At 67.6% G+C, this 25,825-nt stretch carries 28 protein-coding genes and 1 pseudogene; 12 read left to right on the top strand and 17 right to left on the bottom strand.

From position 1 onward, the window contains the following. Positions 1-3: 3 nt before the first annotated feature. Genes HH310_RS29305 through HH310_RS29295 form a run of 3 tightly spaced genes read right to left on the bottom strand, consistent with a single transcriptional unit; the run spans position 4 to position 2,118 of the window. The gene (locus tag HH310_RS29305) at positions 4-747 is read right to left on the bottom strand and encodes an alpha/beta fold hydrolase (protein WP_211192761.1); all 744 of its coding nucleotides are present in this window, start codon (positions 745-747) and stop codon (positions 4-6) included. A 43-nt stretch (positions 748-790) separates the two neighbouring features. Next, a complete protein-coding gene (locus HH310_RS29300; protein WP_169178917.1) occupies positions 791-1,267 on the bottom strand; it encodes a hypothetical protein in 477 nt (158 codons plus the stop codon). Positions 1,268-1,290: 23 nt separating this feature from the next. Next, complete coding sequence (locus HH310_RS29295; RefSeq protein ID WP_169178916.1) at positions 1,291-2,118, bottom strand: polysaccharide deacetylase family protein; 828 nt, start codon at positions 2,116-2,118, stop codon at positions 1,291-1,293. A 307-nt stretch (positions 2,119-2,425) separates the two neighbouring features. Here HH310_RS29295 and HH310_RS29290 point away from each other — a divergent pair, with 307 nt between their 5' ends. Next, a complete protein-coding gene (locus HH310_RS29290; RefSeq protein WP_169178915.1) occupies positions 2,426-4,387 on the top strand; it encodes a right-handed parallel beta-helix repeat-containing protein in 1,962 nt (653 codons plus the stop codon). Positions 4,388-4,437: 50 nt separating this feature from the next. Here the strand turns inward: HH310_RS29290 and HH310_RS29285 are convergent, their stop codons facing one another. Together HH310_RS29285 and HH310_RS29280 are read right to left on the bottom strand one after the other, a co-directional pair. Next, entirely contained in the window at positions 4,438-6,225 is a 1,788-nt protein-coding gene (locus HH310_RS29285; RefSeq protein ID WP_169178914.1) for an FAD-dependent oxidoreductase, read from the bottom strand. Between the two features lie 107 nt (positions 6,226-6,332). Then, positions 6,333-7,202 (bottom strand): AraC family transcriptional regulator, encoded by an 870-nt coding sequence (locus tag HH310_RS29280; RefSeq protein WP_169178913.1) that lies wholly within the window; start codon positions 7,200-7,202, stop codon positions 6,333-6,335. Positions 7,203-7,347: 145 nt separating this feature from the next. Between HH310_RS29280 and HH310_RS29275 the strand changes: the two genes are divergently transcribed. Further along, complete coding sequence (locus HH310_RS29275; protein ID WP_169178912.1) at positions 7,348-7,725, top strand: nuclear transport factor 2 family protein; 378 nt, start codon at positions 7,348-7,350, stop codon at positions 7,723-7,725. Between the two features lie 909 nt (positions 7,726-8,634). On the opposite strand, the pseudogene HH310_RS29270 reads toward HH310_RS29275, so the two are convergent. The 3 genes and pseudogenes from HH310_RS29270 to HH310_RS29260 all read right to left on the bottom strand — a co-directional run bounded on the left by HH310_RS29270 (position 8,635) and on the right by HH310_RS29260 (position 11,825). Continuing rightward, a pseudogene (locus tag HH310_RS29270) lies at positions 8,635-9,067 on the bottom strand (DUF4265 domain-containing protein). A 1,626-nt stretch (positions 9,068-10,693) separates the two neighbouring features. After that, positions 10,694-11,557: a HEAT repeat domain-containing protein gene (locus HH310_RS29265; protein ID WP_169178911.1), complete on the bottom strand. Its 864-nt coding sequence runs from the start codon at positions 11,555-11,557 to the stop codon at positions 10,694-10,696. Next, positions 11,499-11,825: a hypothetical protein gene (locus tag HH310_RS29260; protein ID WP_169178910.1), complete on the bottom strand. Its 327-nt coding sequence runs from the start codon at positions 11,823-11,825 to the stop codon at positions 11,499-11,501. The genes HH310_RS29265 and HH310_RS29260 overlap by 59 nt, the downstream gene beginning before the upstream one ends. Before the next feature lie 342 nt (positions 11,826-12,167). Between HH310_RS29260 and HH310_RS29255 the strand changes: the two genes are divergently transcribed. Together HH310_RS29255 and HH310_RS29250 are read left to right on the top strand one after the other, a co-directional pair. Beyond that, the gene (locus tag HH310_RS29255; RefSeq protein WP_312034395.1) at positions 12,168-12,851 is read left to right on the top strand and encodes a TetR/AcrR family transcriptional regulator; all 684 of its coding nucleotides are present in this window, start codon (positions 12,168-12,170) and stop codon (positions 12,849-12,851) included. Continuing rightward, complete coding sequence (locus HH310_RS29250) at positions 12,814-14,037, top strand: CapA family protein (protein ID WP_248294529.1); 1,224 nt, start codon at positions 12,814-12,816, stop codon at positions 14,035-14,037. The genes HH310_RS29255 and HH310_RS29250 overlap by 38 nt, the downstream gene beginning before the upstream one ends. A 6-nt stretch (positions 14,038-14,043) precedes the next feature. Here HH310_RS29250 and HH310_RS29245 read toward each other — a convergent pair whose 3' ends face one another. The 7 genes from HH310_RS29245 to HH310_RS29215 all read right to left on the bottom strand — a co-directional run bounded on the left by HH310_RS29245 (position 14,044) and on the right by HH310_RS29215 (position 17,672). Then, positions 14,044-14,358, bottom strand: a complete 315-nt coding sequence (locus HH310_RS29245) for a hypothetical protein (RefSeq protein ID WP_169178909.1) — start codon at positions 14,356-14,358, stop codon at positions 14,044-14,046. 90 nt (positions 14,359-14,448) lie between these two features. Next, complete coding sequence (locus HH310_RS29240) at positions 14,449-14,856, bottom strand: hypothetical protein (protein ID WP_169178908.1); 408 nt, start codon at positions 14,854-14,856, stop codon at positions 14,449-14,451. 52 nt (positions 14,857-14,908) lie between these two features. Beyond that, positions 14,909-15,238: a thioredoxin gene (gene trxA, locus HH310_RS29235; protein WP_169178907.1), complete on the bottom strand. Its 330-nt coding sequence runs from the start codon at positions 15,236-15,238 to the stop codon at positions 14,909-14,911. A gap of 138 nt (positions 15,239-15,376) precedes the next feature. Beyond that, a complete protein-coding gene (locus tag HH310_RS29230) occupies positions 15,377-15,634 on the bottom strand; it encodes a DUF6510 family protein (RefSeq protein WP_248294528.1) in 258 nt (85 codons plus the stop codon). Between the two features lie 5 nt (positions 15,635-15,639). Further along, a complete protein-coding gene (locus HH310_RS29225) occupies positions 15,640-16,392 on the bottom strand; it encodes a ferredoxin reductase (RefSeq protein ID WP_169178906.1) in 753 nt (250 codons plus the stop codon). A gap of 133 nt (positions 16,393-16,525) precedes the next feature. Beyond that, entirely contained in the window at positions 16,526-17,218 is a 693-nt protein-coding gene (locus HH310_RS44205) for a nuclear transport factor 2 family protein (protein WP_248294527.1), read from the bottom strand. Between the two features lie 277 nt (positions 17,219-17,495). Next, entirely contained in the window at positions 17,496-17,672 is a 177-nt protein-coding gene (locus HH310_RS29215) for a hypothetical protein (RefSeq protein ID WP_169178905.1), read from the bottom strand. Positions 17,673-17,760: 88 nt separating this feature from the next. Here HH310_RS29215 and HH310_RS29210 point away from each other — a divergent pair, with 88 nt between their 5' ends. The 5 genes from HH310_RS29210 (at position 17,761) to HH310_RS29190 (ending at position 21,974) form a co-directional block, all read left to right on the top strand. Further along, positions 17,761-18,207 (top strand): OsmC family protein, encoded by a 447-nt coding sequence (locus tag HH310_RS29210; protein ID WP_248294526.1) that lies wholly within the window; start codon positions 17,761-17,763, stop codon positions 18,205-18,207. Positions 18,208-18,331: 124 nt separating this feature from the next. Continuing rightward, complete coding sequence (locus HH310_RS29205; RefSeq protein WP_169178904.1) at positions 18,332-19,246, top strand: NADP-dependent oxidoreductase; 915 nt, start codon at positions 18,332-18,334, stop codon at positions 19,244-19,246. 43 nt (positions 19,247-19,289) lie between these two features. Further along, complete coding sequence (locus tag HH310_RS29200; RefSeq protein WP_169178903.1) at positions 19,290-19,709, top strand: GNAT family N-acetyltransferase; 420 nt, start codon at positions 19,290-19,292, stop codon at positions 19,707-19,709. After that, positions 19,706-20,308, top strand: a complete 603-nt coding sequence (locus HH310_RS29195) for a uracil-DNA glycosylase family protein (RefSeq protein ID WP_169178902.1) — start codon at positions 19,706-19,708, stop codon at positions 20,306-20,308. The genes HH310_RS29200 and HH310_RS29195 overlap by 4 nt, the downstream gene beginning before the upstream one ends. 265 nt (positions 20,309-20,573) lie before the next feature. Beyond that, a complete protein-coding gene (locus HH310_RS29190; RefSeq protein ID WP_169178901.1) occupies positions 20,574-21,974 on the top strand; it encodes an FAD-binding oxidoreductase in 1,401 nt (466 codons plus the stop codon). A 59-nt stretch (positions 21,975-22,033) separates the two neighbouring features. Here the strand turns inward: HH310_RS29190 and HH310_RS29185 are convergent, their stop codons facing one another. Beyond that, positions 22,034-22,363, bottom strand: coding sequence for a hypothetical protein (locus HH310_RS29185; protein ID WP_248294525.1), 330 nt, complete (start codon positions 22,361-22,363; stop codon positions 22,034-22,036). Positions 22,364-22,550: 187 nt separating this feature from the next. Between HH310_RS29185 and HH310_RS29180 the strand changes: the two genes are divergently transcribed. The 3 genes from HH310_RS29180 to HH310_RS29170 all read left to right on the top strand — a co-directional run bounded on the left by HH310_RS29180 (position 22,551) and on the right by HH310_RS29170 (position 25,342). After that, positions 22,551-22,943 (top strand): hypothetical protein, encoded by a 393-nt coding sequence (locus HH310_RS29180; RefSeq protein ID WP_169178900.1) that lies wholly within the window; start codon positions 22,551-22,553, stop codon positions 22,941-22,943. Between the two features lie 185 nt (positions 22,944-23,128). After that, complete coding sequence (locus tag HH310_RS29175) at positions 23,129-24,049, top strand: ferritin-like domain-containing protein (protein WP_248294524.1); 921 nt, start codon at positions 23,129-23,131, stop codon at positions 24,047-24,049. A gap of 57 nt (positions 24,050-24,106) precedes the next feature. Continuing rightward, positions 24,107-25,342, top strand: coding sequence for an Nramp family divalent metal transporter (locus HH310_RS29170; RefSeq protein WP_312034394.1), 1,236 nt, complete (start codon positions 24,107-24,109; stop codon positions 25,340-25,342). Positions 25,343-25,348: 6 nt separating this feature from the next. Here the strand turns inward: HH310_RS29170 and HH310_RS29165 are convergent, their stop codons facing one another. Then, the gene (locus HH310_RS29165; protein WP_169178898.1) at positions 25,349-25,786 is read right to left on the bottom strand and encodes an OsmC family protein; all 438 of its coding nucleotides are present in this window, start codon (positions 25,784-25,786) and stop codon (positions 25,349-25,351) included. Positions 25,787-25,825: the final 39 nt, after the last annotated feature.

Raw genomic sequence — 25,825 nt, 5'->3', positions numbered from 1 at the left:
GGCTCACGCGCGCCCGAGGAACTCGATGATCGCCGCCACCAGTTCGGGCGCCATCGGGGCCGTGACATGGTTGCCGGGCACCATCGACAGGGTGCCGTGCGGCAGGGCCGTCGCCAGCTCCCCGGCGGTCGCGGCGCGCTCATCCTCGGCGCCCACCAGCACCAGCGCCGGCACGTCGATGCCGGCGACCTCGTCCCGGGTGGTCGCGACGATCGAGTCCAGCACGTTCTCCAGCGCCACCAGGTCCACCCCGGTCGACCGGAGCCAGCGCTCCATGCGTTCCTCGGCCGAGTCCGGCTCGAACGTCCCCGCCGCCGCGAAGATGCGCCGCAGCAGCGCGGTCGTCGAGCCTCCGTCGCCGGTGATGCCCCGCATCCCGTGACCGGCGAGAACCGCGCGCCGGGGCGTCGCGCCATGGACCATCATCCGTACGGCGACCCGCGCGCCCAGCGAGTAACCACCGAGGTCGTAGTCGGCCAGGCCGAGCTGCTCGATCAGCGCGAGGCTGTCGTAGGCCAGCACGTCGGGCCGGTAGACGGCCGGATCCCGTGGCTTCGCGCTGCGCCCATGCCCGCGAAAGTCCGGCAGGATCACCCGGTAGCCGCTCGCCGCGATGGTCTCGGCCTGCTTGCGGCGCCGCCACATCGCCGCGCTGACGGTCATCCCGTGCATGAGCACGAGGGGCCGGCCCACACCGATCTCCTGGTACGCGATCTCGACCCCACCGAATCCGGACACCGCAGCCACCCCGGAAGCGTACTCAGGTCTGCGACAGCGGCCTTGGTGAGCGTCACACCGTCTGCAAGGCGCCCAGGAACAGGGCGAACGCCGCCCACGTCGAGCCGGCGTTGATCCAGTTGAGGGTGAAATAGCGGCGGCGGCCCCGCTCCCAGTCCGGCGGCATCGCCTCCGGGTTCCACGACAGCATCACGTCGTAGTGCGGTTCCTTCCACACGTTCGCGACCACGTACACGCCGAGAATCACCAGGACCCAGCCGATCGCGGTCAGGATGAACGCGGCGCCGGACCGGTCGTCCCACAAGGCGACCAGGGCGACGATCGGCGCCACACCCATGCCGATCGAGCAGGCGTAGTTGAACCAGGCCTTGCGCGCGAAGCTCAGGAACGAGCCCAGGAAGAGCCGGAAACCGCGGCCGTCCATCGCCGCCAGCATCGGGTGCAGGATGGTGGTCAGCATCGCCAGCAGACCCGACCACGGCCCGGCGAACAGGACCGCGACGGCTAACGCCCCTTCCGCGACGGACATAGCGAAAATCTAACCCGGCCGGGTCAGGGAATGTAGTCCTCCAGCCGGGCCGGAGTCAGGCCGGCCTTGTGGATGGCGTTGAGCACGGCCAGGAAGTCGTCGACGAAACGCGGCCGGAAATGCATCAGGATGATGTCGCCCGCCTTGACGGTGTGTCCTTCCTGGAAGAAGACGACGCCGTGGTCGGTGGTCTCCTTCCAATAGAAGGCCGCCTTCATGCCGCATTCGTGCACCACCTTCAACGTGGTGGCGTCGTGGGTGCCGCCGGGCGGGCGGAACAGCACCGGGCGGCGGCCGTAATACTGCGCCAATTGGTCGGCGCCGCCGCAGATCTCGTGCTTCTGGAAGGCGTACGACCGGCCCCGCAGATTGGGGTGGCTGATCGTGTGGTCCTCGATGGTGGCGCCCGCGGCCGCCAGCGGCTTGAAGTAGCCGGGGTTCGATTTGATCGCGTTGACCTCGAGGAACAGCGTGATCGGGACGTGTGCCGCGAGGAACAGCTTTTCCGCCTGCGGGTTCTTCTCCCAGCCGTCGTCGATGGTGATGAAGGCGATCTTCTGCTTCGTCGGGATGCTGCTGAACCAGCCGGCGGTGCCGTCCTGGGGCAGCGTCACCTTCTCCGGCGGGGGCGGCGGCCCGAACTGCGGAATGCGGCTCCGCAGATTGGCCGGCAATTCGGCCAGCGCCACCGTTGCGGCGTCCGGGGGCGGCGCGGTCGGAATCACGGCGGACGGCGACGGCTGCGCTTCCCAGCTCGCGCTTCCGGCCGCGGCGGGACCGTGGTCGGCGCCGTGGCATCCGGCAGTGACGAACACCAATGCGGTCGCAACCGCCGCCCAGAACTTCGCCATGCACCCTGTCCTCGCCGTAGGTGAACGTCTCTCGGTTCAAGACGCCCGGTAGGGACGCGACGTTGCACTCCGGAAAGGCTGTGTTGTGGATCACCGGACCACTCCGTGACACGTGGTTGACGGACCGCGATCGGCGGCACGGGCAACGGGCGTACGGGAAATGGGGTGGCCGGAAGTTCCGGGCCTTGCCCGCCAAGATCTGCCTGCGAACGCAGGCGATATCGGGAGCGCCGTCGGCCACCGTGTGTGATCCTGTTCCGAAATGTTTCGGCTTGACACCGAATTTTTCGCAACTTACGTTGCCTCCATGACTTCCGAGCTACACGTGGCGACCACCGGTTCCGACGACGCGGACGGCTCGGCGAAGCAGCCGTTCCGCACCATCAACCGAGCGGCGCAGGCCGCGCGGCCCGGCGACACCGTCGTGGTGCACGAGGGCGAGTATCGGGAGTGGGTGACGCCCCGGCGCGGCGGGCTGAGCGACACCCGCCGGATCACCTACACGGCGGCCGACGGCGAGCACGTCGTGATCAAGGGCTCGGAGCGGGTCATCGACTGGGCCCGCGACAACGGGCCGGTGTGGCGCGCGGTCGTGCCGAACACACTGTTCGGCGAGTTCAACCCGTTCGCCGAGGAGATCGCCGGCGACTGGATCGTCTATCCCGACGGCGCGCCCCGCAAGCACCTCGGCGACGTCTACCTCAACGGGCGCAGCTTCTACGAGGTGGCCGGGCGTGCCGAGCTCGACGACCCGCCGCTGCGCACCGAGGTGCTCGACAACTGGACCGCCGTGCCCGACCGGGTGCGCGACCCCGAGCAGACCCGCCTGGTCTGGTACGCCGAGGTGGGCGCGACCGAGACCACCATCTGGGCCAACTTCCAAGGCGCCGACCCCAACACCGAATTAGTCGAGATCAATGTACGCCGGTCGGTCTTCTACCCGCTGGTGCCGCACCTGGACTACATCACCGTGCGCGGTTTCGAACTGGCGCAGGCCGCCAGCCCGTGGACGCCGCCGACCGCCGACCAGCCCGGCCTCATCGGACCGAATTGGGCCAAGGGCTGGATCATCGAGGACAACGACATCCACGACGCGAAGTGCTCGGCGGTCTCGCTCGGCAAGGAGGCGTCGACCGGGCACAACTACGCGACCGAGCGCGGCGACAAGCCCGGCTACCAGTACCAGCTCGAGTCCGTGTTCTCGGCGCGGCAGATCGGCTGGGACCGCGAGCACATCGGCTCGCACGTGGTCCGGCGCAACACCATCCACGACTGCGGGCAGAACGGCGTCGTCGGCCACCTGGGCTGCGTGTTCTCCACCATCGAGGACAACCACATCTACAACATCGCGCTCAAGCGTGAGTTCTACGGCTACGAGATCGGCGGCATCAAGCTGCACGCCGCGATCGACGTGCAGATCCGGCACAACCGGATCCACGACTGCTCGCTCGGCACCTGGCTGGACTGGCAGACCCAGGGCACCCGGGTCACCCGCAACGTGTTCTACAACAACAACCGCGACCTGTTCATCGAGGTCAGCCACGGTCCGTTCCTGGTCGACCACAACGTGCTGGGCTCGCGCGCGTCGTACGAGTCGTTCAGCCAGGGCGGCGCGTTCGTCGGCAACCTGTTCGCCGGCACGGTGCGGCTGGAGCCGGTGATGGACCGGGCCACGCCGTACCACCGGCCGCACAGCACGCAGGTGTCGGGCTACGCGTTCATCCGGGGCGGCGACGACCGGTACGTGGGCAACATCTTCCTGGGTGGCGAGCTCGCCGAGGCGTACGGGCAAGGTGGTGACGGCAAGGCGGCGCCGGGCTACGGCCTGGCCGGCTACGACGAGTACCCGGCGTCCTTCGAGGAGTTCCTGGAGCGCATCGCGGCGCAGGGATCGGGCGACCACCAGAAGTTCCTGGAGGTGCTGCAGCCGGTGTGGGCGCGCGACAACGTGTACGCCGCCGGGGCGCGTCCGTTCGCGGGTGAGGACGGCCCGCACGTCTTCGGCGCCGCGACCGTGACGGTGGTGGACGAGGGCGACGCGGTCTACCTCGAGACCGACCTGCCGGCTTCGTTCGACGCCGTACGGGTCGGCGTGGTCGGCGGGCGCGACCTGCCGCGGGTCCGGTTCGCCGACGCGGACTTCGAGGAGCCGGACGGCACGCCGGCGGTCATCGACGTGGACCTGGTGGGTGCGCGGCGCACCTCGCCGGCCGCGGCGGGACCGGTCGCGGCACTGACATCCGGCACCGGACGCGTACGGGTCTGGTAACCAACCGGGGGAAAGGGCGGACCCGGGCCGCCCTTTCCCGGCTGGTGTTGCTACACGTCGAACTGGTTCGGCAGACCGGCCTTGAAGCGCTGCTCGTCATCCTGCTTGAGGACGTCGAACTCGGGTGCGCTGTAGATGTCCTGGACCACCGCGCGGGTCGCCGTGGACCCGGTGGCGTCCAGGATCGCGTTCGCGGCCAGGCGTCCCGACGAGTTCGCGCCCTCCATCGATGCCGAGTCGATCGGCACCTGGACATAATCGCCGGCCAGCACGAGGTTCCGGATGGCGGTCCTCGTCACGGGCCGCTTCTGCCAGGAACCGGTCGGGTGCGTCACCAGCTGCTTGTCGCTCTGCGGGTTCGGCCCGCCCAGCCCGGTCAGGCCGGGGTCCACCGCGTACGAGACCAGCGACTTGTCGTCGATCACGGTCTGGCCCGAGTCGTTGAGGCTCTGCTTGAGCTGCGCCCAGACCTCCTGCGCGAGCTGGTCCTTGGTGAGCTGGCGGGCCGGCTTGCCGAAGAGGATGCCCTTCGTGTCCCAGTCGCCGACGAGCGTGGGGAGGGTTTCCGCGACGGCGCCGTTGCCGTACTCGGCCGGGATCTTCCGGTCCCAGAACGTGGACTCCTGGATGGTGCTCAGCTGGAACGGGCTGTCGGACAGGAAGACCTGGCCGTTGGCGATCGGGTTGGGGCGGTTCAGGAAGAACTGCAGGCTCGGGAAGACCGCGGTCGTCAGCGAGGTCGCCGCGGTGGCCAGGCGCGGGTCGGCGGCGCGCACCTTGCTGTTCCACACCTGGCGGGCGTTCTCGATGGGCAGCGCGCAGACGAAGGAGTCCGCGGGGACCTTCTGGCTGACGCCGCGCGGGTCACGGATCTGAGCCGCGGTGATCACACCGTTGCTCAGGACCAGATCCTCGACCGTGTATCCGAGCCGGAACTGCACCCCGAGGCCCCGCAGGTACGTCTCCCAGGGACCGGTGAGAGTTTCGGTGGTCGGACCGTTCAGCACCATGTCCGTCTGCGCACCGTCGTTGTTGCGGCCGAGGATGTTGTAGACCAAATTCTCGAAGATCCCGGCCACCGTACGGGCGTTGGCGGCCGGCACCTTCGTCGCGGTCAGGATGGCGAACACCTCGACGAGGATGTTCTGGTAATCCTGCGACTTTCCGGCCGCGCGCGTGAAGTCGAGCCAGGTGGTGGCGTCCCACTGCGCCAGCCGCCGCTGCTCGGAGCTGGTCATGTAGACGAGCAGCCGCTGGGCGAACACCGCGGCCTCGTCGGCCGGCAGCTGCAGCGCACCCCCGGTGAGCCCCTGGACGACCTGGAGCAGGACGGCCGGGGAAAGCGCTCCGGCCGGCAGCGGCGAGATCGCCAGCGGGACGTGCAGCTCGGGGAGCGCACGGTTGCGGGCGAACTCCAGCTCGCCGGTGGTGACCAGGTTGCCGAACACGCCGTTGGCGTTGCCCGCGTAGGGGATGCGCTTCAGCGTGTCGTTGAGGTTGCGGTAGAAGCCGAAGAAGGCCCGCCACACGTAGTCGCCCGGCAGGTCCTTGCGGCCGCCCTTTCCGGTGCCGGGCACCGGGGGATTGGCGATCTTGCCGCCGACGAGGGAGCGACGCTCGTAGACGGTGACCGCGAAGCCCCGCTCGGCGAGTTCCTGCGCCGCGGTCAGCCCGGCGATCCCGGCACCGAGGACGGCCACCGTCGGCCGGGGTTTGGTCGTCGGTTGCGTTCCGGCCGCGGACGCCTGGGTTTGCATCCCCAGGCCGCTGACGCCGGCCGCGGCCAGGCCGGCCGCGGTGCCTTTGAGAAATGTGCGACGGCTGGGCTGTGTGCCCATGACCCACCACCTCATTCTGGACTGATGATCAACGTCGGCGTGAGAACGTCGGTGTCCAGTGAGGATTCAGGGCCGGTCTCAACGTTTACCTGGCCGTCCTCGCATGTTCACTCTCGATACTTGCGTGGCGACGCACCCATGATGCGTTTGAATGCGGCGCTGAACGCGGCCTCCGAGCCGTAACCCCATTCGGTGGCGACCGAGGAAATGGTGCGTCCGGTATTGAGCAGGATCTGTTTCGCCGAATGCATGCGCAGGTACAGCATGTAGCGCCCGGGACTTTCGCCGACCGCCGCCTTGAACTTGCCGGCGAAGGTGGAGCGCGACATGGTCGCCGCCCGGGCCAGCTCGTCGATCGACCAGGTGCGGGCGGCGTCGTCGTGGATCATCGCCAGGGCCTTCTCGATCCCGGGCTCCGCCTCCGCGCTGACTGCCGGGCGTGCCCGCAGGCCCTGCATGAGGAGAATCCGGGCGAGCTGCTCGAGCATGAGTGACTGCCCGGGTCTCGCTTGCTCCGTCTCGTACGTGAGGAGCCTGATCGTCTCGCTGAGCACGCCCGCTTCGCCGGAGTCGCTGGGCAGGTGCACGACCGGCGGAAGCGCGTTGACCAGCAGGCTGGCGTTGGGGCGGTCGAAGAACAGCCGGCCGCCGATCAGCCGGGCGTCCCGGCCGGAGCCCACGACCGCGATCGGCTCGCCCCCTGTCCAGACCAGGTCCGAGCGCACCGGCGGCAGGTTCAGGTCGCTGGCGAGCTGGTAGTCGCGGCCGCCGACGACCAGGTAGCAGTCGCCCGGGCCGAGCCGGATCGGCTCGGCGAGGTCGTCGGCGGTCAGCCAGCAGGACCCGGAGACCACCACCCCGAACTTGACGTGGCGCTGGCCGTGGAACGCGATCGCCCAGTCACCACCGGCGCGCAGCTCGGCGGACACCGCGCCCTCGATGTTCGACAGGGCGAGCAGCTGGGACAGAGGGTCCACTCGAACTCCCACTCGAATTCCGGAGGATCGCACAAGAACCGCGTAGTTTCGCGTATTCAGTCTATGCCGTCCGCCGATAGCCTTGACTCGGCCGTTGACGCCGCGTGGATGGTGGCGCGGCACACACCTCAGGAAGAGCAAAACGATGAGTGACGTACGGGAAATTGCCCAGAAGACCTACGACGCCCTGAACGAATCATTCGGGTCGGGCGTGTGGGACGGTTTCTTCGACCTTTTCGGGCCTGAGGTGGACGTGATTGTGCCGGCCCCGGGCAGCGGCCGGTTCACCGGAACCGAGGGCCGCGCGAAGCTGGTCGAGTTCTTCAGCATGTTCAAGCCGGGAATGGCCCGTTTCGACGAGGTCGAGGAGGTCGGCGTCACGGTCGGCGAGGACCGGGTCGTGTTCGAGAACTGGGCGCGCGGTGAGGTCAACGGCCAGCCGTACGAGGCCCGGCACTGCATCCACGTCATGGTGCGCGACGGGAAGGCCGTGGGCTTCCACGAGTACAACCGACCGGCCTGACCGGCCTGGCCCGTTTCCATCATGGACAGTCGCGCGGCCTCTCGCGCCGGCGCGATCGTCCCTCAGATCGGGCGCCCTGCGCCGGGATGCACCCGTCAGGTCCAGCCCCGCCGGCGGGCGTTGATCCGGTTGAATCTCACGTCGTGGACGCGCTGCCACCATGTGGTCACCAATCCCGCACAACGGAACTGTTCAGCTGTTTCTCGCGCCGCTCACGCTCCGATGAGTTGGCCTCCTTGCACGGCGGACCTGCACGGGCCGTCGCTGTGGGGAGCCGGGACCTTCCGGTCGTGGCGGCTGCCCACACGGGGGTGGGGGGTGGCTGTGGTGTGGGGAACCGCATCCTTCTCGGTGTCGCGGCTGCCCACACCGGGCGTGGGGTGGCTGCGGTGTGGGCAACCGCAACCTTCCCGGTGTCGCGGCTGCCCACACGGGGGTGGGGTTGGCTGCGGTGTGGGCAACCGCAACTTCCTCGGCGTCGCGGCTCCCCACGCCCGGGTGGGGCGGCCACTGTGGGGAGCTGGGGCCTGCCCGGGCCTGGCGGCGTCGCCTCGCACGGGGACTCCCGGCCGACGGAACCAGCTGAACAGTTACGCACAACGGACGCGGATCCCACATTCTGGCGTCGCAGCGCGGCGGTGGGTGCCGACATGGCTTCCATGACGCTTCCTGCCGGGTCGACGGTGTCACGCGACCGGCTCGGCGAAGCGCGGCAATGCCCGCCCGCGCTGTCGAACCCGGTCGCCGGCGCTACGAAACGACCTCGGCTGCCATCGGGCCGACGCCTGCCGATCTGCGGCTACTCCGGCCGGGCGCCGGCACGGGGCTTCTCGGGTCGTCGTGCAGGTAGCGTGGTTCGCCTTGCTTGGGCGTCCTCGTCGATGCGGCTTGCGGCGTCGGCCCGCCGAGCTAGGAGCTCCACCAACGGTCAGTCGCGCATCCCACCTCGAAATGCCACCAGCCCCTCGACTTGCCGTCCGCGAGCACCCGCTTGATCCCGGGAAAGTCGGCGTCAGCAGGAACGTCGAACGCGACGAGGGGCAACTCAGCGCTGAAAACCTCGCCGGCGAGGCGGAAGTCCGCGAACGCTGCGTGGACGGCTGACGCGTTCGGACCCAGCGGACCCGAAGACATCGGCAGTACGGACAACACAGTGCCCGGAAGCCTGCACCCGGCCGTTTGCCCAGCGCAGGCCCTCGGCATCGGTCATGAACCGGACCACGTCTTCTCGCGCGACGCCGTCCTGAAGGAAGGCAACGTTCTCCAGCCGAGCCGTGTCGTCGCTCAGCTGGGTCGCCCACAGCCCCTCGGTGTCATAGGGCAACCAGCCCGCACGCGGCACAAACTTGAACCAGATCTTGATCAGGTCGCCCGAGGGCCGTTCATGCGGATCAGAAACCGTCACACCAGGGCATGATCCACTACTAGGCCGACGACTGATGAAGCAGGCCGAATCCTGCAAGAGGTCGGGCGTACTCGGCTCTACATGGAAACGAATGCCTCGACACCGCCACTCGCCGGTTGAGGAAGCCGGCCGCGGCACCCATGCTCCAATGTCTCCTCACCGCCTACATGGCCGCCGTAACCTAACCCAAACGTACGGATTTGCCGAGATCAGTGCGGCGAATTGCTCGGATAGCCGTGCGTGCAACGCATGGCGACAGGCCCTGAACTGCCGGGGTGGACCGCACAGCTGTTCCGCTGAAAGGGGTGTTCGCCGTGGTCGAACGGAAACGTTGGCGCGCGGCGGTCCGCGGTCCTTTGGTCCGACATTCCGCGGCTTTAAGCGCTGATCCGGGCAGGCGGGTTGGTGGCGGGTTTTTCCGGGCCGTTGTCGTGTGCCAGTGGTATGACGGCGGGATACGGGCACGATGTGGTGGGCGGGTGTGAGTCGTCGCAGAGCCGGTGGTCTGATTGCCGTGCCCGCCGTCGGCGTCGACGTGGGTCGCCTCCCGTGCTGGTGGCCGCGACGCGCTGGTGCAAGCATGCGGCCGGCAGAGGAGGCGCTCTCGTCTGCCGGCAGCATGCCCGCCGCGGGCGGGGGCGGCCTGCTGTGCGGGTCGCCACGCTGCGCGGGTGCGATTCGACTCTCGCGCGGCGCGGCTGGGTTGCGGAGCACGGCCGGGTTGGGTGGGGCGACCGGATCGCGGGGTGCGGCCGATCGCGGGGTGCGGCCGGATTGCGGGGTGCGGCCGGACTGCGGGGTGCGGCCGGATTGCGGATGCGGGCCGGATTGCGGGGTGCGGCCGGGTTGCGGGGTGCGGCGCGGTCTACCGGCCGGGCGTGACTGGTGAGTTCGCGGTGCCGACCGGTGTCGCGGCGGGCTACGTTATCGGGGTGACCCGCCGGCGCCGCTCGTCCATCCGGGCCGGCAGGCCGGGCACGATGCGGCATGGCTTCCGGGGCCGGGGAGCCTGCCGGTACGGCACGGCTTGTGGGCACGTCGGCTCTATCCGGCTGGTTGGCTGCCGCTGGTGCCGGGCGCTGGGTCAGGGTTGCCTCGGCGGGCCAGATCAACGGCGGGACCGCCTCGGCCAGGTCATGCAGGCCGATGATCGCGCATTCGTCGGAACAGCCATGCGCCCGGCACAGTTTACGCGCGTGCCGGCGCGCTAACCCCCAAGACCGCCGCCGTGCCTGTTCACGACGAAACGCGTCCTTTCCCGGCGAATATGCTCGTGCCTTAGTGCGGTCACGCATAGCAGCCGTCACCGGCCGGGTGAACAAGGAAAGCTGCTGGTACCGCATGAATACATTTTCCCGCCCCGCAGACGGCCTCGCATCAAAACGATCGTGCCAACCTCAGAAACCATAACCGTCCACACAAGACAATTGTCGGCACGCCAATTGCGGCTATTCATCGGCTCGTCTTTACCAGCTCACGGAAGGCGACTCTCACGCCGCGATCCGTGTGCAACGTCAGGGCTGTGGGGCTTCATCGTCGTCGGGCTCGAGACAGCCGACGAATTCAGTGAGGCAGGTGCGTGGCTGCCGTTTGCCGCACGATGGCTTCGGGATCGTTGGCGAGGCGATGCAAGACGGTGCTGGCGTCGTCGGGTGCGAGGTGGTGGACGACCACCGCTACGCGCTGGCGAACTGTCGTGTCGGGGTCGTCGGCGAGGGCGATGGCCAACGCCGACCAGCGTGCGGCGGAGCCCGTCACGGTGGCGAGCCCACTGAGGGTGGCGGCTCTGACCATCGGGTTGTTGTCGCGTGTCAGGAGTATGAGTTGCGGCGCGGCGCGGGGGTCGATGTCGACGGCTTTGGCAAGCGCCTTCGCGGTTTGTGCTCGGAGCCGGCTGTCCGGGCTGGTGGCCTCGGTGAGCAGGGCGTCGATAGCGGCCGGGTCGCCGATCGAGCCGAGTGCGTCGCGGGCTTGGTCTCGGACGCGGTCGTCGGTGTCGCGGAGAAGAGTCAACAGCGTCGGTGTGGCCGATGTGCTGGCGAGGCGGCCCAGTGCGTACGCGATTCTTGCTCGTACCCGGGGTTGGGTGTCGGTCGCGGCATTCGTGAGCGCTGTTACCGCGTCGGGTCTGGCGCTGGCGGCCAGCCGGGTGATGGCCGTCATGCGTATCTGCTCGTCCGGGTCGTGCAGGGCGCTGACGACAATGCGAAATGCCCGATCGTCATGTGAGGGATCAACGATCGTTTCGATGGCGGTGAGCCGGACGTCGGGATCCGGGTGAGCTGCGGCTCGCGCCAGGATCTCGATGTCTTCGGCGTCGTCGACTGGCCCGAGGGCGAGCAGCCCTGCGCGGCGCCGTTCGGGTACGTCACTGTGAATCAGTTCGAGGATCAGCTGGCGGCAGCGCTGCCGGTCCGCGTCCAACAATTCGGCGATCTCGGCAGATCGCGGCCGGCGGCCAGCAGCAGCGTCGGTAGCGCCGCTGTCCCATGACGGCGGCCATCACGCCGGCGATCAGATCACGGCCGTAGAAGTTCTCCTGCTCGAGGAAACGATCCAAAGCGTCGTGCACCAAGTCGTCGTCGCCGGAACCGGCCAGCGCCTCGACCGTAGATGCGATCTCGTCGTAGTCGATGTCACCCTGTTGCGACGCATGGTTGATCACTAATTCCAGCAGCCCGGCGTTGCTGATCACCGCTTCACCTTGCCACACCACCCGACCTTCGAGCTGCCGCGCAACGTGCGCCGGCTTCTGGCCCGAGCCCGCCGGGCGTAACGCGAAACCGACCGGCGGACTGCACGCTCATGTCGACGACCGGATGTTGGACGAGGGGCCACCAAGGGTATTGATTGCGGGTGCGGTGCGCGGGAGACAGCCCGAGACGATAGGAGCCGCGAACCATCGCGAGGACGACCTCTCGAAAGCGCTGAACCGCTTTCTCGCGTGACTGTGTTCACGTCCCAGAACAATTCCGGCCGGCGGTCGTAACACCTACCGAACGGGACCGAGTAGCAGTACCGCGCGAGGAGACCATGGGTGGCCGGAAATGAGCAGCTCGATACGTTGCGCGGGCTCATGACCACCGCCGACGCGCTCGGTGGCAGGCGGTTGACGGCGCGTGGCGCGAGGACGAAGGCCAGGATCGTCGCCGCGGCGGCTGACCTGATGTATGTCAAAGGGGTCGGGGCTACCACGCTGGACGACGTGCTGGCGGCGAGTGGCGTCAGCAAATCGCAGCTCTATCAGCACTTCGCGGGCAAGGACCCGCTCGTGCGAGCCGTCATCGAATTCATGGGTGAGCGGGTCATCGAGCGGGAGCGCAATGCCCTCGGCCGCGTGTCGACGATGCGGGGCATGCGCCGGTGGCGGGATGCGTTGGTACAAGCCAACGCGCTGCGGCAAGGCGCCTACGGCTGTGCGCTCGGGTCACTCGCCTCCGAGGTCGCCGACCACGATGATGTCGCCCGTCTCGCCCTGTCCCGGCTTTTCGCCGAATGGCAGGAACTGCTGGCGGACGTGTTGCGGAGGCTTCAAGGCGCTGGGTCGCTTCCGCCCGACGTGTCGATCGACGACCTGGCGACCGGGCTCATGGGCGCGCTCCAGGGCGGGTACACATTGGCGCGAGTAGCGCGTGACGCTACCGCGATGGCAACGTCAATCGACATGGCGCTAGCGCATATCGATGCGGCGGTCGGAGACCCTCGAAGCAAAAAACTATGATCGCTGTCACTTCCCGGTGAAGAGCTGCCCGGTACTGAGTCTCTCGCATGGCGCAGTCGCCCATACAGCGGGGAGTACCGAGGTCATGAAGGTTTTCCGAATAGCGATTGTTCCGGCGGCGTTGATCGCTCTCGGTACCGGAACCGTTGCTTATGGCCTGCATCAGCCCGGTGTAGTGGGGGATCACCGCGCGATGAGCTCGCCGTCGGCGGCGAACACCGTCATCACGATGTCGGCGACCGGCGACATCATGATGAGCAACGCGCCAGGAAATCTGCCCCCGGAGAACGGCGCCGGGTTTTTCGACTCGGTCGCCTCGTCGCTCAAGGCGGACCTCGTCATGGGCAACCTTGAGCAACCGCTCACCGGTGACACCGGCGCCTCCAAGTGCGGATCGCCGCCCACGCCGAACTGCTTCGCGTTCCGGTCACCGCCGTCCTATGCGCGGCATCTCCACGACGCCGGGTTCGATCTGGTGAACACGGCGAACAATCACACGCTGGACTACGGGCCGGTGGGCGCGCGAAACACGCGAGCGGCGCTGAAGAGTGCGGGAGTTCTGGCAACGGGAAAGCTCGACGAGATCACGGTTACCCAGGTCAAGGGCGTCAGAATTGCGGTCGTCGGGTTCGCGCCGTATGCGGGTTTGAACAACCTCAACGACTTGCGGCATTCGCGGGAGATCGTTCTGTCCGCCAAGCGGCAGGCCGACCTGGTCGTCTTGCAGGTTCACATGGGCGCCGAGGGTATGGACCGGCAGCACGTACGGCCCGGTCATGAGATCTTCTTGGGGGAGGACCGCGGTGACCCGATCGCGTTCAGCCACGCGATGATCGATGCGGGAGCGGACCTGATCATCGGGCACAGTCCGCACGTGCTGCGCGGTATGCAGTTCTATCGCGGCCGGCTGATCGCATACAGCATGGGCAACTTCGCGGGTGGTGGAAAAGCCTTGTCGTCGCGAGGACTGCTCAAATACGGCGGGATTTTGCGTGTCAGCCTCGAGAAGGACGGCACGTACGTGTCCGGGAGTTTTCTGTCCACGCAGATGAACTCGATCGGCCTTCCGATTCGGGACAGCGCGAACGAGCGGGGCCGTCAGCTGGTAGAACAACTTTCGGCGGACGACTTCGGGGCCACCCGCCCCCGATTCGGCGCGGACGGATCGATCCGGCCACAGATCTGAGCTGTCTCAGGCCGCTGTCATTACCCGGCAACGCGGCACACCGGCCTGGTCGATGTCGCAGATGATCCGGGCGTCGGCCGACCCCGGCGGAAATCGCCACGGAAGCACGGCCTGGCCATCGAGAACTCCCTCGAGGGTCTGTATCGACGGATCTCGCGGCGTGGCGTGATGGTCGTAGCCGGCCCGCCCCAGAGCGAGCGCGATGCCGAGGACCAGAAGATGCGTCGCGTTGATGTCGGAGGGAACGGCAGACCCGTCATCCGGCTCGAGCCGGATGCCCTCACCGGGTACCTCGCAAATGGTGGCCGCATAGCCGGTCATGGGTTCTCCTCGCGTCGTGCGGATGCCGTCGTTGGTCCCGCGGATCCAGGGAAACAGCGCAGAATGATGGGCGTACGAATCGGCCGGATGTCACGGACCGGTCAGCGACTCCACGTGTCCGACGCCGAAATAGTAGACGGCGTGGCCGCCGTTGCCGGCCATCAGGCTGCTGACCCCGATCCGGCCCGGATAGGACGTCGGCACCACAACCATCGACTCACCCTTGCGCAGGCCTTCGTCGTACAACTTGATGATTTCGGACTGGTAGCCCCAGCTCTCGAAGAACTTGAGCACCCGCTGACCGATCCCGTGCGGCTCGGGGTCGAGAATGCGCACCCCGTCCGCGCCGTGCAGGATGCCGACGACGCCGGTGTCGATGCCGAGCGTCGGCAGGGTCGCCATGATGGGCACGCAGTGCCGGCCGGCCGGGACGAGTCCGGCGACCGCCTCCACCGGGCGAAGCCCGAAAATCTTGACATTCTCCCGCGGCCCGGTCACCACACACCACCACGGACAGACAGCAGCCGTACGGTGGTAGCTAAGGCGGCCGTCATCGGAGGAACTCCGCGAGCTCCGCCATGATGGCCGGCTTCGGCTGCGCCCCGATGATCGACTTGACCAGTTGGCCGCCGGAGAACACGCCCATGAACGGAATGGACTGGATCTGGTACGCGTCGGCGGTCACCGGATTCTCGTCGACGTTCAGCTTGGCCACGGTGAGTTTGCCGGCCTGCTCCTGCGCGATCTCCTCCAGCACCGGTGCGATCAGCCGGCACGGCATGCACCACGGGGCCCAGAAGTCGACGATGATCGGCCGGTCGCCCCGCAGCACCTCGTCGTGAAATGAGGCATCGGTGACTGTGACAGTGTTCCCGCTCATGACCCTCCCTTGACGCGGTGGCTTCCGGCCACGTCGTAGATCCACCCTACTGGACCAGATAGTCCAGGTTATGTCGACCCCGGTGACCGTGACAACGACGGCGGGAATAGTGCATCGCGCGCCACATCGAGAGCTCGATCAAGCGCCGGACATCGGCAGTTCCAGGCGAGCGATGCCGCGCGTGTCGAGAAATACGCGGCCGTCCGCCTTGACCAGGCAGAGCACCACCTCGGTGCACGAGGGGCAGCGGGCCACCGAGGCGGGCGTGCGGCCGAACAGTCGCAGGGTGGCCATCGCGCCGGAATGGCCGCAGGTCGCGCACACGAAGCGCGCCGTGGTCACGTCGACGGTGAAGATGTCGTCGAGGTCGCCGGCGAGGGCGTTGCCGTCGAGCATGTTCATCATTTGCCTCCGAATCGTTCCGTGCGGATCCGGCGCGCATCGTGGCCCAGCGCGATCAGGATGTCGGCGGTGGTCTCGACGAACGACGTCGGACCGCAGACGAACGTCTCCGCCATGAATTCCGGCGGCCAGCCGTAGGTGTTCAGCGTCGCCGCGTCGATGCGCTTCGGCGGCTCGGCCCAACCCTCGGGGGCTTTCCGGGTGTAGACGAATCGAACGTCCAGGCCGGCCTCATCCCGTACGCGATCTCGAAGCTCCTGGGCGTAGCAGACGTCCTCGGGCGTGCGCACCGAGTAGATCAGCCGGAACGGCTGCGTGGCTTTGGCCAGCGACCGTTGCCGGATCATCGCCATCAGCGGCACCACGCCGGAGCCGCCACCGATCAGCAGCACCGGCGGGGTCTGGGTCTCGCGCCAGACGAACCAGCCACCGACCGGGCCCCGCAGCTCGACCTGATCACCCACCTCGACGGTGTCGGTCAGGTACGGCGAGACCTCACCGTCGTCCAGGCGCTGCACGGTGAGCTCGACCGTGCCGGGCGGCGAACTCCACGCCGAGCCGATCGAGTAGCTGCGCTGCGCCTGATAGCCGTCCGGCGCGGTCAGCCGGACGTCGATGTGCTGACCGGCGAGGTGACCCGGCCAGTCGGGAACGTCGAGGACCAGTGTCCGGATCGACGGCGTCTCCGCACGGATCCCGGTGACGGTGCCGATCCGCCAGTTCAGTCGCCTTGATACCGCTGCTTGCGTCATGGGTCTCCGTACACGTGACAGGCGGGCCCGCGCCCGAGGGTCATCACCGGATACTAACCGCCGATCCGCGATATCCGTGGACTCCATAGTCCAAAAAACTGCGACCTATCTCATTGCCGCGGGCGACGGCGGGTCAGGATCCGGGGGCGATCGCGCAGGCCGCCACGCAGAGCCAGGTGCCTTCGCGTTTCTGGTAGATGTCGGTGTAGAGCGCGTCTTGACGCTCACCGGTCGCGATGATGGTGTAGGTGACCGCGCCGTGGATCAGCGCGACATCGCCGAGGATGCGGAACCGGACGTCGTCCAGCGTGATGTCCTTGATAGGGCGCGGCTTGGCGATGTATTCGAGGTATTCGTCGCGGTTGCGCGTCACGCCCGGGGTCTGCGTGAGGAAATCCTCGGCGAGGAACTCGCTGAAGCGCTTGGCGTCGCTGTTCTCGTCCGAGTGGATGTAGTCGAGGTTGAGCTGCTCGAGGATTGCCAGATCTTCGGACTGCTCGGATTGTTCGCGGTAGCGACCGATAAAGGTCATGTCGTTGCCGACGCCGTTGAATCGAAGGCCGCTGAAACGTCCGTCCTCGACCAGCCAGGTCAGTTCGTAGCGTGTTCGTTCGGTCGGCGGCCAGAAAGACCAGAACTGCCCGTCGTCGTCGACGTACCACTCGCCGTTCGTGGGTTGACCACCTTCGACGTACGTGGTGGTGCCGGACCGTGTGAAGGTCTGGGTGGCGCCGTCGTCATACCGGAATTCGCCGGCGGTCAGAGCGGCCGGGATGCGATCCGGGGTGACCGGATCACCATCGTGATGATCGATTCCGTTGGTCATTGCTGCTTCCCCTTTCCGTCATTCGGTGCCGTCCAGCGCAGTCTCGCGGAAGGCGGCGTCACGGTGCTATGAGCTTCGTCTCGGTTTCGGTGCCGAGAACAGCCCGGATACAAATGAGCGGTGCCGGATTCACCGGTTAGCGCCGCGATCCGTTCGGTTATGTCCGGCTGAGCGAGTCGCGAAGGGGGGTCGACGAGCTGCGATACCCGCAGAAACGCGGCCGCCAGCACCGGGTCTTGAAGAATTCCAGTTCGTGACGCCTCGGGCTTTTGCCCGCTCAGGAAACGGCGGTCGCTTTCGGTGGCACCCCGCGACGCGGGGCCGCCCGGTCCGGCAGCTTGTCACGGTCCAGGACGACCACCTGGTCGAAACGTCCGGCCAGGGCCGAGGCGGCGAGCAGGCCCGCGAGCGAGGCGCCGATGACGTATGCCTTTGTCATGTCCGGCTGACGCACCGGCGAGACCTTCCGTCAACGCGGATGACGAACGTCACAAACTGGACGACATGGTCCATTCTCGGGCGTCGTGTATATGCTCGCGGACATGCCAGACGACCCCCGGATGTCGGCGCCGACGGCGCGCTCCGTGACCCTTCACCGTACGAGCCTCGGCCACTACGAGGTGCGCAATGTCCGCGGCGGCACGATGACCGTCGGAAACGGCGACGGTGCCGACTTCACCCCGGTGGAGCTGCTGCTCGCGGCGCTCGGCAGCTGCACGAGCGCCGACGTCGACTACATCGTCAGCAAGCGCGCCGAGCCGGACAGCCTCTCCGCGCACGTCACCGCCGACAAGATTCGTGACGAGGCCGGCCGCAACCGGCTTGTCAACCTGGCCGTCGAGCTGGCCGCCGCCTTCCCGGAGGGCGCCGACGGCGACGCGGCCCGGGAGGTGCTGCCGCGCGCGGCCCAGCTGTCGCACGACCGGCTCTGCACCGTCTCGCGCACCATCGAACTCGGCTCTCCGATCGACACTCATACCGTGTCGTAGCCGACTCAAGTCTGGACTTCTTAGTCCATCCCACGGTTAGAATGTATCAGTGTCTCGACAGCCGGTTCGAGATCACCGCGAGCTGGACGGCGTCCGCCGCGCGATCAGACAAGGGAGGCGCCCGATGAAGGCGATCGTGGTAACGGATCAGGCCGCGGGGACGGCGGGGATGCGGCTGGTGGAGCGGCCCGAGCCGTCGGCGGCGATCAACGACGTCATCGTCGAGGTGTACGCGTCGGGATACGTTCCGACCGAGGTGGAGTGGTCTTCGACGTGGACCGATCGTGCCGGTCGCGACCGGACGCCGTCGATCATCGGGCACGAGCTGGCCGGGGTGGTCACCGCGCGCGGCTACGGCACGACGGGGCTGTCGGTGGGGCAGCGGGTGGTCGGCCTCTCCGACTGGCACCGCGACGGGACGCTGGCGGAGTACGTGGCGATCGAGTCCCGCAACCTCACCCCGCTGCCGGGCGACGTCGACTTCACGGTGGCCGCGAGCCTTCCGATCTCGGGCCTCACCGCGTGGCAGGGCCTGTTCCAGCACGGTCACCTTCAGGCGGGGCAGAGCGTTCTCGCGCATGGCGCGGCCGGTGCGGTCGGCACGATGGTGACGCAGCTAGCCCGCGAGGCCGGTGCCTACGTCATCGGTACGGGACGTGCCGCCGACCGCGAGAAGGCGCTCGCCTTCGGCTCGCACGAGTTCGTCGACCTCGACAACGACACGCTCGACGACGTCGGCGGCGTCGATCTGGTCTTCGACGTCATCGGCGGCGACATCCAGAAGCGGTCCGCGGCCCTGATCCGGGCCGGGGGAACGTTGGTGACCGTCACCGGGCCGGCCGAGGCGCGACCGAAGGACGGCATGGCTGTCGACTTCGTCGTCGAGTCCGATCGTGCCCAGCTGGGTGAGATCGTCCAGCGCGTGCGGGACGGACGGCTACGGACCAACATCGGCAACGTCGGGAGCCTCGAGGAGGCCGTCGAGGCCCTCAACCCGAGCCGGCGGCGCCAGGGCAAGACGATCATTCGCGTTCGTTAGCACGAGGAACTCCGGGACGGATGATCACACGAAGGGACACCGCATGACCGACGCGACCGGATCGAGCCGCGACGGCACCCTCAGTCCGGAACAGTCGGCCCTCATCGATGAGGTCATCGACGGTCCACATACCCCGGCATTCGACTTCGACCTCGTCAACGACGATAAAGCCGGCGTCTACGAGGCCGTCGTCGGTGACAAGGCGATCGGCGGCCTGCCCTACGACGTCGTCGCGGACGGCCGGCTCGTTCTGTTCGCCACCTCGGTGTTCCCCGAGTTCCGTAAACAGGGCGTCGCCACCGAGCTGATCCGGCGTGTCCTCGACGACGTGCGCGCGCGGGGAAGGACGGTAACCGCGGTGTGCCCGATCGTGCGCACTTTCATCGAGCACAACCCGGGGTACGCCGATCTCATCAACTCCGAGCACCCGGGGGCCGCCATGAGGTCATACCGGCGATCATGAGCTTCGAGGCGATCCGTCAAGCGATCATCGAGGACGCCGGCAACGCCGGGATGCGCGCTCAGGGGTATCTGCCGTTGTTCGCCGCGGGGCCCCGCGCCCGGATCGCGGTGATCGGGCAGGCGCCGGGCCGGAAGGCCCAGGAATCGAACACGACCTGGAACGACGCCAGTGGAATCAAGCTGTTCGAGTGGCTCGGCGTCACCGAACAGCAGTTTCGTGATCCGGACCTGTTCGCCGTGCTGCCGATGGATTTCTATTACCCGGGCAAAGGAGCGACGGGAGATCTGCCACCGCGCAAGGGCTTCGCCGGCCGGTGGCATCCGCAACTGCTCCGGCTGATGCCCGACATCCGGCTGACCGTTCTCATCGGAAGTTATGCCCAAAGTTATTACCTGGGCACACGAGCGCGGCGCAATCTGACGGAGACCGTGCGAGCATTTCGTGATTACCTCCCGGATCTGATCCCGGTGGTGCATCCTTCGCCGCTCAACTTCCGCTGGCAGGCCCGGAACCCGTGGTTCGGCGTCGAACTTCTTCCGGTGCTGCGACAAAGCGTGGCCGCTGCGATCGGGACGGACGAGAAGACGCTCGCCCGATAAGAGGGGGGCCGGACCAACGGCGTCACGTCGTCGATCCGGCCCGGGGGAGCGGAGGGGTAATGCGATCGGGGGGAAAGCCGTACCCCTCCCGCCATTGGCGCCTCGCCTGAAGGGCGCCATGGACTCCCTAGTCCAGTATAGGTCTCGGGCCGAACCTGGCCGTGTGCGCTTCATCTCTGATTGAGCCGATGACTCCCGAAAACACTGGACTGTAGAGTCCAATATAGCGTTTGCCACATGCCATGAACCTGGGGGGGATACAGCGGTGACATACACTGCTTCCGCAACCGAGATCGACGTCGCCGAACTGCGTGGCTCGGTGGCCGGACCGGTTTTACTGCCGGGCGATGCCGGCTATGCCGCCGAGGCGGTTTCGAACAATCTGAACAATCCGCTGGTGCCGGCCGTCGTGGTCGGGGTGACCAACGTGGCCGATGTGCAGACCGTGGTCCGTTTCGCCGCCCTTCACCGGCTGCACGTGGCGGTGCGCGCCACCGGGCATCAGACCGCACGCGACGCCGACGGTGCCGTAATGATCAACCTGGCCCGGCTGGACGGAATCCGCATCGACGCCGCCGCGCGCACCGCCCGGGTCGAGGCCGGTGTGCGCTGGGCGGCGGTCGTGGATGCGGCGGCCGAGCACGGCCTCGCACCGCTGAACGGGTCGGCCCCGACGGTCAGCGTCATCGGTTACACACTCGGCGGCGGGCAGAGCCCCGTCCTGGGGCGCTCCCGTGGTTACGCGGCCGACCACGTACGCAAGCTTGAGGTGGTGACCGCCGACGGCACCCTGCGCGAGGTCACCGCGGCGAGCGAGCCCGACCTGTTCTGGGCGTTGCGCGGGGGCAAGGGCAACTTCGGCGTGGTGACCGCTATCGAGTTCGACCTGTTCCCGGTCACCGAGTTCTACGGCGGCGGGGTGTTCTTCCCGGGTGACCGGATGGCCGAGGTGCTGAACGCCTGGCGGACGTGGGCACCCACGCTGCCGGAGTCGGCGACGACCTCGATCGCCGTTCAGCGGCTCCCGCCCGTGCCGGACCTGCCGGAGCCGCTGCGCGGCGCGTTCGTGGTGCACGTGCGCTTCGCGAACCTCGGCTCGGCTGCCGACGGGGAGCGGCTGTTCGCGCCGATCCGGGAGGCCGCGCCGGTGCTGATCGACGCCGTCCAGACGCTGCCGTACCGGCAGAACGCCTTGATTCACCTGGATCCGACCGAGCCGATCCCGTACTACGACCGGACGACCACGCTGCGCGAGATCACGCCCGAGGTGGTCGACGCGCTCGTCGCGTTCGCCGGGCCGGGCTCGGGCAACCCGCTGCTGAGCATCGAGATCCGGGCCCTGGGTGGCGCCTTCGACCGGGAGCCGGCGGTCCCGGACGCCGTGCCCACGCGCGGCATCCCGTACGTGGTGTTCGGCTTCGGGGTCGGCGGCCCCGACCAGGCCGACGTGCTGCGCGACTGGCTCGCCCGGCTGGTGCGCACGCTCGAGCCGTGGTCGGCCAGTGACCGGCGGATGGTGAACTTCCTGTCCAAGGACGAGGCTGTCACGCCGGCGGAGATGCGCCTCGCCTACGGCCCGGACCGCTACGACCGGCTCGTCCGGATCAAGCGTCGCTTCGACCCGGACAACATGTTCCGGAACAACCACAACATCGTGTCCGCCTAGGTGTACCCGGCTTGGGTCAGGCCGCCGGGCGGCCTGACCCAAGAATCACCGGGGCCGGCCTATTGGTAGCGCCCGGCGTACCGGTCACCCTTGTCGACCTCGACGAAGGTGAGACCGACGATCGCGGACCCCTCGACGATCCAGCTCACCGCGTACGTCGAGCGGTAGGCGGGCGGCCAGAAGGACGCGTATTTGCCGTCCTCCACCACCGACCACGTGCCCTCCTCGGTTTGCCCGTGGTCGTCATAGACGGTGCTGCCGTCCGATTTGAAGACCTGGGTCGCCCCGTCCTCGAAGACGAGAGGGGCTTTGGTCAGCGCGGCCGGCATGACCGCAGCGGGTACGGGATCGCCGTTGGTGATTTCCGAGTTGCCGTTTGGCTGGGCCATCGGTTCGGTTCTCCTATCTTGTGCGGAGCGAATTCGATGGCCAGGCTTCCAAACGTGAAACTGGTCTGTCAAGTCCAGTTCTAATGAGAGACAGATTACGTACGCCTGTAGGCCTCCAAAGTTAGACCAGGTGTCTAGACTCCGCGTGGACTAACTGGTCCAGGGTTGCCGATCGCGTGGGGAGCGGATGAGAACACACTTCGCGGAGGTTCTGGCTCGCGAGGACGCCCGATTGTCCGGAGTCGTGGACCGGGCCATGCTGGCTTGCTGGCGTCGCGACGTCGTCCAGGAACTCATGACACCGCGATCGCCGTACGCGTTGGCGCTGCGACCGGCGGCTGACATGCGTGAGCAGGCCGACTTCCTCGATCGGTGGCGCGAGCTGATTGCCGGAACGGTCGAGCGGTTGCTGCGCTCCGAGACCCAGTGCCCGTCCGTTGACGCGCACCGGACCGCCGTGCTGATACTCGCGGCGCTTCGTGGCGGACGCACCCTGGCGCAGCTCGCCGGAGACCGCCGGCCTCTCGACGCCGCGCTCGACCTCGCACTCCTGCCGTTGCTGTCGGTCGGCGCCATCTAAGGGGACTATGCGGTTCAAAATTGTTGCTTGTGCCGCGATACTTCGGATGGACGAAAATCCCTAATCGCCGATGATCTGAGATCAGGCACACGCTTGCCGGGTGATTACGCGCGAACTTAATCTGGACTAGATAGTCCCGTTATGGTGAAGGGAAACTTATGTTCGGCAAGAAACTGGTCCACGAAATGATCACGCGGAGTACCGAGAACCGGCACGACAGGCGTCGCTTCCTGACCAGCGCGGGCGCCCTGGGCCTCGGGGTGGTCGGCGCGAAGTTCCTGATGGCCTCCCCGGCCTCCGCCGCCGAAGCGGGCCGGTCCGCGACGGCAGCGGCCGCCGAGTCGGGTCCCAGCGACGGCGCGATCCTCAACTTCGCCCTCAACCTCGAATACCTCGAGGGAGAGTTCTACTCGTACGCCGTGCACGGGCACGGCCTCGCCGACAACCTGACCCACGGCAAAGGCACGCGAGGCGACGTCACCGGCGGCCGGCAGGTGCCGTTCAAGACGCCGCGGATCCGGCAGTACGCCCAGGAGATCGCCGGCGACGAACTCGGCCACGTCGGCTTCCTGCGCACGGCGCTCGGTTCGACCGCGGTCTCCCGCCCGGCGATCGACATCCGGAACAGCTTCACCGCCGCGGCCCGCGCCGCCAAGCTGGTCGGCCCGCACGACACTTTCGACCCGTACGCGAACGAGAACAACTTCCTGCTCGCCGCCTTCCTGTTCGAAGACGTCGGCGTGACGGCGTTCAAGGGGGCGGCCCCGCTGATCACCAACAAGACCTACCTGGAAGCGGCGGGTGGGATGCTCGCCGCGGAGGCATATCACGCGTCGATGATCCGGACGTCGCTGTTCGAGCGGGACATGGCACCGCTGGTCGAGAAGTTGTCCAACGCCCGGAACTCGCTCGACGGCGCCGTCGACGACGACCAGGGCATCGTCCGCAACGGCACGGCGAACATCGTGCCCACGGACGCCAACGGTGTGGTCTTCAGCCGCAGCCCCGGCGAGATCCTCAACATCGTCTACCTCACCCCGGACAAGGCCGACAAGGGCGGCTTCTACCCCGCCGGCGTCAACGGAGAGCTGCGCACGAGCGCCTGACCGACGGCCGGGACTCCCACGGTTCGCCCGGCTCGCCCGCCTTTCTGGAGGTGACTCGTGCCGCCGACAAACACGGTGGGTGTCCCGGCCCGCCCTGTCCGCGTCCCCCGTCTGATCGCCACGCTCGGCCCGGCGTTCGTGGCGGCCATCGCCTACGTCGACCCGGGGAACTTCGCGACGAACTTCACCGCCGGATCGACCTCGGGCTTCGCGCTGCTCTGGGTGGTCCTTCTCGCCAACGTCGTCGCCATGCCGATCCAGTATCTGGCCGCGAAGCTCGGCATCGTCACCGGCAAAAGCCTCCCGGCACTGTGCCGGGAAGTGTTCCCGCGGGGCGTGTCGCTGCTGATGTGGGCGCAGGCCGAGATCGTCGCGATGGCGACCGACCTGGCCGAATTCGTCGGCGCCGCTCTCGGGCTTCACCTGCTGCTGGGCGTCCGCCTCGGGCTGGCCGCGGTGGTCACCGGAGTCCTGGCGATCGGGATCATCGCGCTGCAGCGCCGCGGACCACGACCGTTCGAAGTCATGATCGGACTGCTTCTTGCCGTCATCTGCCTCGGTCTGGTGTATGTGACGGTCCGGACGCCGCACCCGGGTGCCGGCGCACTCACCGGATTACTGCCCGGTCGCCTCGACCACGAGTCGCTGCTGATCGCCGTCGGGATCGTCGGTGCCACCGTCATGCCGCACGCGATCTACCTGCACTCCGGGCTGATGACCAGCAGATCGGCCGGGCGGACCAGCGCGCAGCGACGCCGGCTGCTGCGTACCGAACGGCTCGACATCATCCTGGCGATGTCGCTCGCCGGGCTGATCAACGTGTGCATGCTCGCGGTGGCGGCGGGGTTGTTCGACGGCCGCGGACCGCTCACCCTCGACGCCGTACATCTGGGGATAGGTCAGGTGATCGGCCCGGCCGCGGCGCTCGCCTTCGCCGTCGCGTTGCTCGCCTCCGGCGTCTCCTCCGCCAGCGTCGGAACCGTAGCCGGGCAAATGGTCATGGACGGATTGATCGGCTTCCGCCTGCCGGTCACACTGCGCCGGCTGATCACGATGGTCCCGGCGGTCGCGCTGCTGTGCGCCGGCGCCGATCCCACCACCGCGCTGGTGCTGAGTCAGGTGGTCCTCTCGTTCGGCATCCCCTTCGCGCTCGTCGCGCTGCTGGTGCTGACGAGCCGGCGCTCGATCATGGGCGAGCAGGTGAACAGCCGCGCGGTCATCATCGCCATGACCGCGGTGGTCGTCCTGCTGAGCGCCCTCAACCTCGTCCTGCTCGCCGACGCCGTCCGATGAGCGCCGTCACCGCGTCGGGGCGAACGTCGTCCGGACGCTGAAGGCGAAACGGACCAGCAACGTCACCGGCGACTTCTCGGCGATCTCGTGCATCACCGCCAGATCGTCGGGGTCCGGTTCCGCGCTGAGGATGATCGTCCGCTCCAGATACGGTTCGGCGCCCTCGTGGTGTTTGATCTCCACGGTGACATCCCCCGCGTAGTCGACCTTGTAGTCGATGTACTGGCGGAGCGTTTGCGCCGTGCAGGACGCCAGGGCCATCAGCAGATACTCGGTGGGCGTCGGCCCTTCACCGGGCTTGCCGAGGTGTGGCTCGTCGGACGCGAACGTGTAGTCGCGGGTGGTGATCTCGGTGCGGCGGCGTGCCGTGTCCGGCAAGAACGCCCGCGCCTGTGCCGCCACATGGTCCTGATCCTGTCGCACCACGGCCCCCTCGGAAATCATGGACTATATAGTCCAGCCATTGAATCGGAAAACGACGCC

It is taken from the genome of Actinoplanes sp. TBRC 11911 (genome assembly GCF_012933445.1).
Classification (GTDB): domain Bacteria; phylum Actinomycetota; class Actinomycetes; order Mycobacteriales; family Micromonosporaceae; genus Actinoplanes.
The sequence above is the reverse complement of the archived record's forward strand: the minus strand, read 5'-3'. Positions and strand labels throughout refer to the sequence as shown.

Excerpts from the sequence above, each read along its gene's own strand:
- HH310_RS29300 (WP_169178917.1), bottom strand. The coding sequence starts at position 1,267 with ATGTCCGTCGCGGAAGGGGCGTTAGCCGTCGCGGTCCTGTTCGCCGGG.
- HH310_RS29295 (WP_169178916.1), bottom strand. The coding sequence starts at position 2,118 with ATGGCGAAGTTCTGGGCGGCGGTTGCGACCGCATTGGTGTTCGTCACT.
- HH310_RS29290 (WP_169178915.1), top strand. The coding sequence starts at position 2,426 with ATGACTTCCGAGCTACACGTGGCGACCACCGGTTCCGACGACGCGGAC.
- HH310_RS29285 (WP_169178914.1), bottom strand. The coding sequence starts at position 6,225 with ATGGGCACACAGCCCAGCCGTCGCACATTTCTCAAAGGCACCGCGGCC.
- HH310_RS29275 (WP_169178912.1), top strand. The coding sequence starts at position 7,348 with ATGAGTGACGTACGGGAAATTGCCCAGAAGACCTACGACGCCCTGAAC.
- HH310_RS29250 (WP_248294529.1), top strand. The coding sequence starts at position 12,814 with ATGCGGCGGTCGGAGACCCTCGAAGCAAAAAACTATGATCGCTGTCAC.
- HH310_RS29245 (WP_169178909.1), bottom strand. The coding sequence starts at position 14,358 with ATGACCGGCTATGCGGCCACCATTTGCGAGGTACCCGGTGAGGGCATC.
- trxA (WP_169178907.1), bottom strand. The coding sequence starts at position 15,238 with ATGAGCGGGAACACTGTCACAGTCACCGATGCCTCATTTCACGACGAG.
- HH310_RS29230 (WP_248294528.1), bottom strand. The coding sequence starts at position 15,634 with ATGCTCGACGGCAACGCCCTCGCCGGCGACCTCGACGACATCTTCACC.
- HH310_RS29225 (WP_169178906.1), bottom strand. The coding sequence starts at position 16,392 with ATGACGCAAGCAGCGGTATCAAGGCGACTGAACTGGCGGATCGGCACC.
- HH310_RS44205 (WP_248294527.1), bottom strand. The coding sequence starts at position 17,218 with ATGACCAACGGAATCGATCATCACGATGGTGATCCGGTCACCCCGGAT.
- HH310_RS29210 (WP_248294526.1), top strand. The coding sequence starts at position 17,761 with ATGCCAGACGACCCCCGGATGTCGGCGCCGACGGCGCGCTCCGTGACC.
- HH310_RS29205 (WP_169178904.1), top strand. The coding sequence starts at position 18,332 with ATGAAGGCGATCGTGGTAACGGATCAGGCCGCGGGGACGGCGGGGATG.
- HH310_RS29200 (WP_169178903.1), top strand. The coding sequence starts at position 19,290 with ATGACCGACGCGACCGGATCGAGCCGCGACGGCACCCTCAGTCCGGAA.
- HH310_RS29195 (WP_169178902.1), top strand. The coding sequence starts at position 19,706 with ATGAGCTTCGAGGCGATCCGTCAAGCGATCATCGAGGACGCCGGCAAC.
- HH310_RS29185 (WP_248294525.1), bottom strand. The coding sequence starts at position 22,363 with ATGGCCCAGCCAAACGGCAACTCGGAAATCACCAACGGCGATCCCGTA.
- HH310_RS29180 (WP_169178900.1), top strand. The coding sequence starts at position 22,551 with ATGAGAACACACTTCGCGGAGGTTCTGGCTCGCGAGGACGCCCGATTG.
- HH310_RS29175 (WP_248294524.1), top strand. The coding sequence starts at position 23,129 with ATGATCACGCGGAGTACCGAGAACCGGCACGACAGGCGTCGCTTCCTG.
- HH310_RS29165 (WP_169178898.1), bottom strand. The coding sequence starts at position 25,786 with ATGATTTCCGAGGGGGCCGTGGTGCGACAGGATCAGGACCATGTGGCG.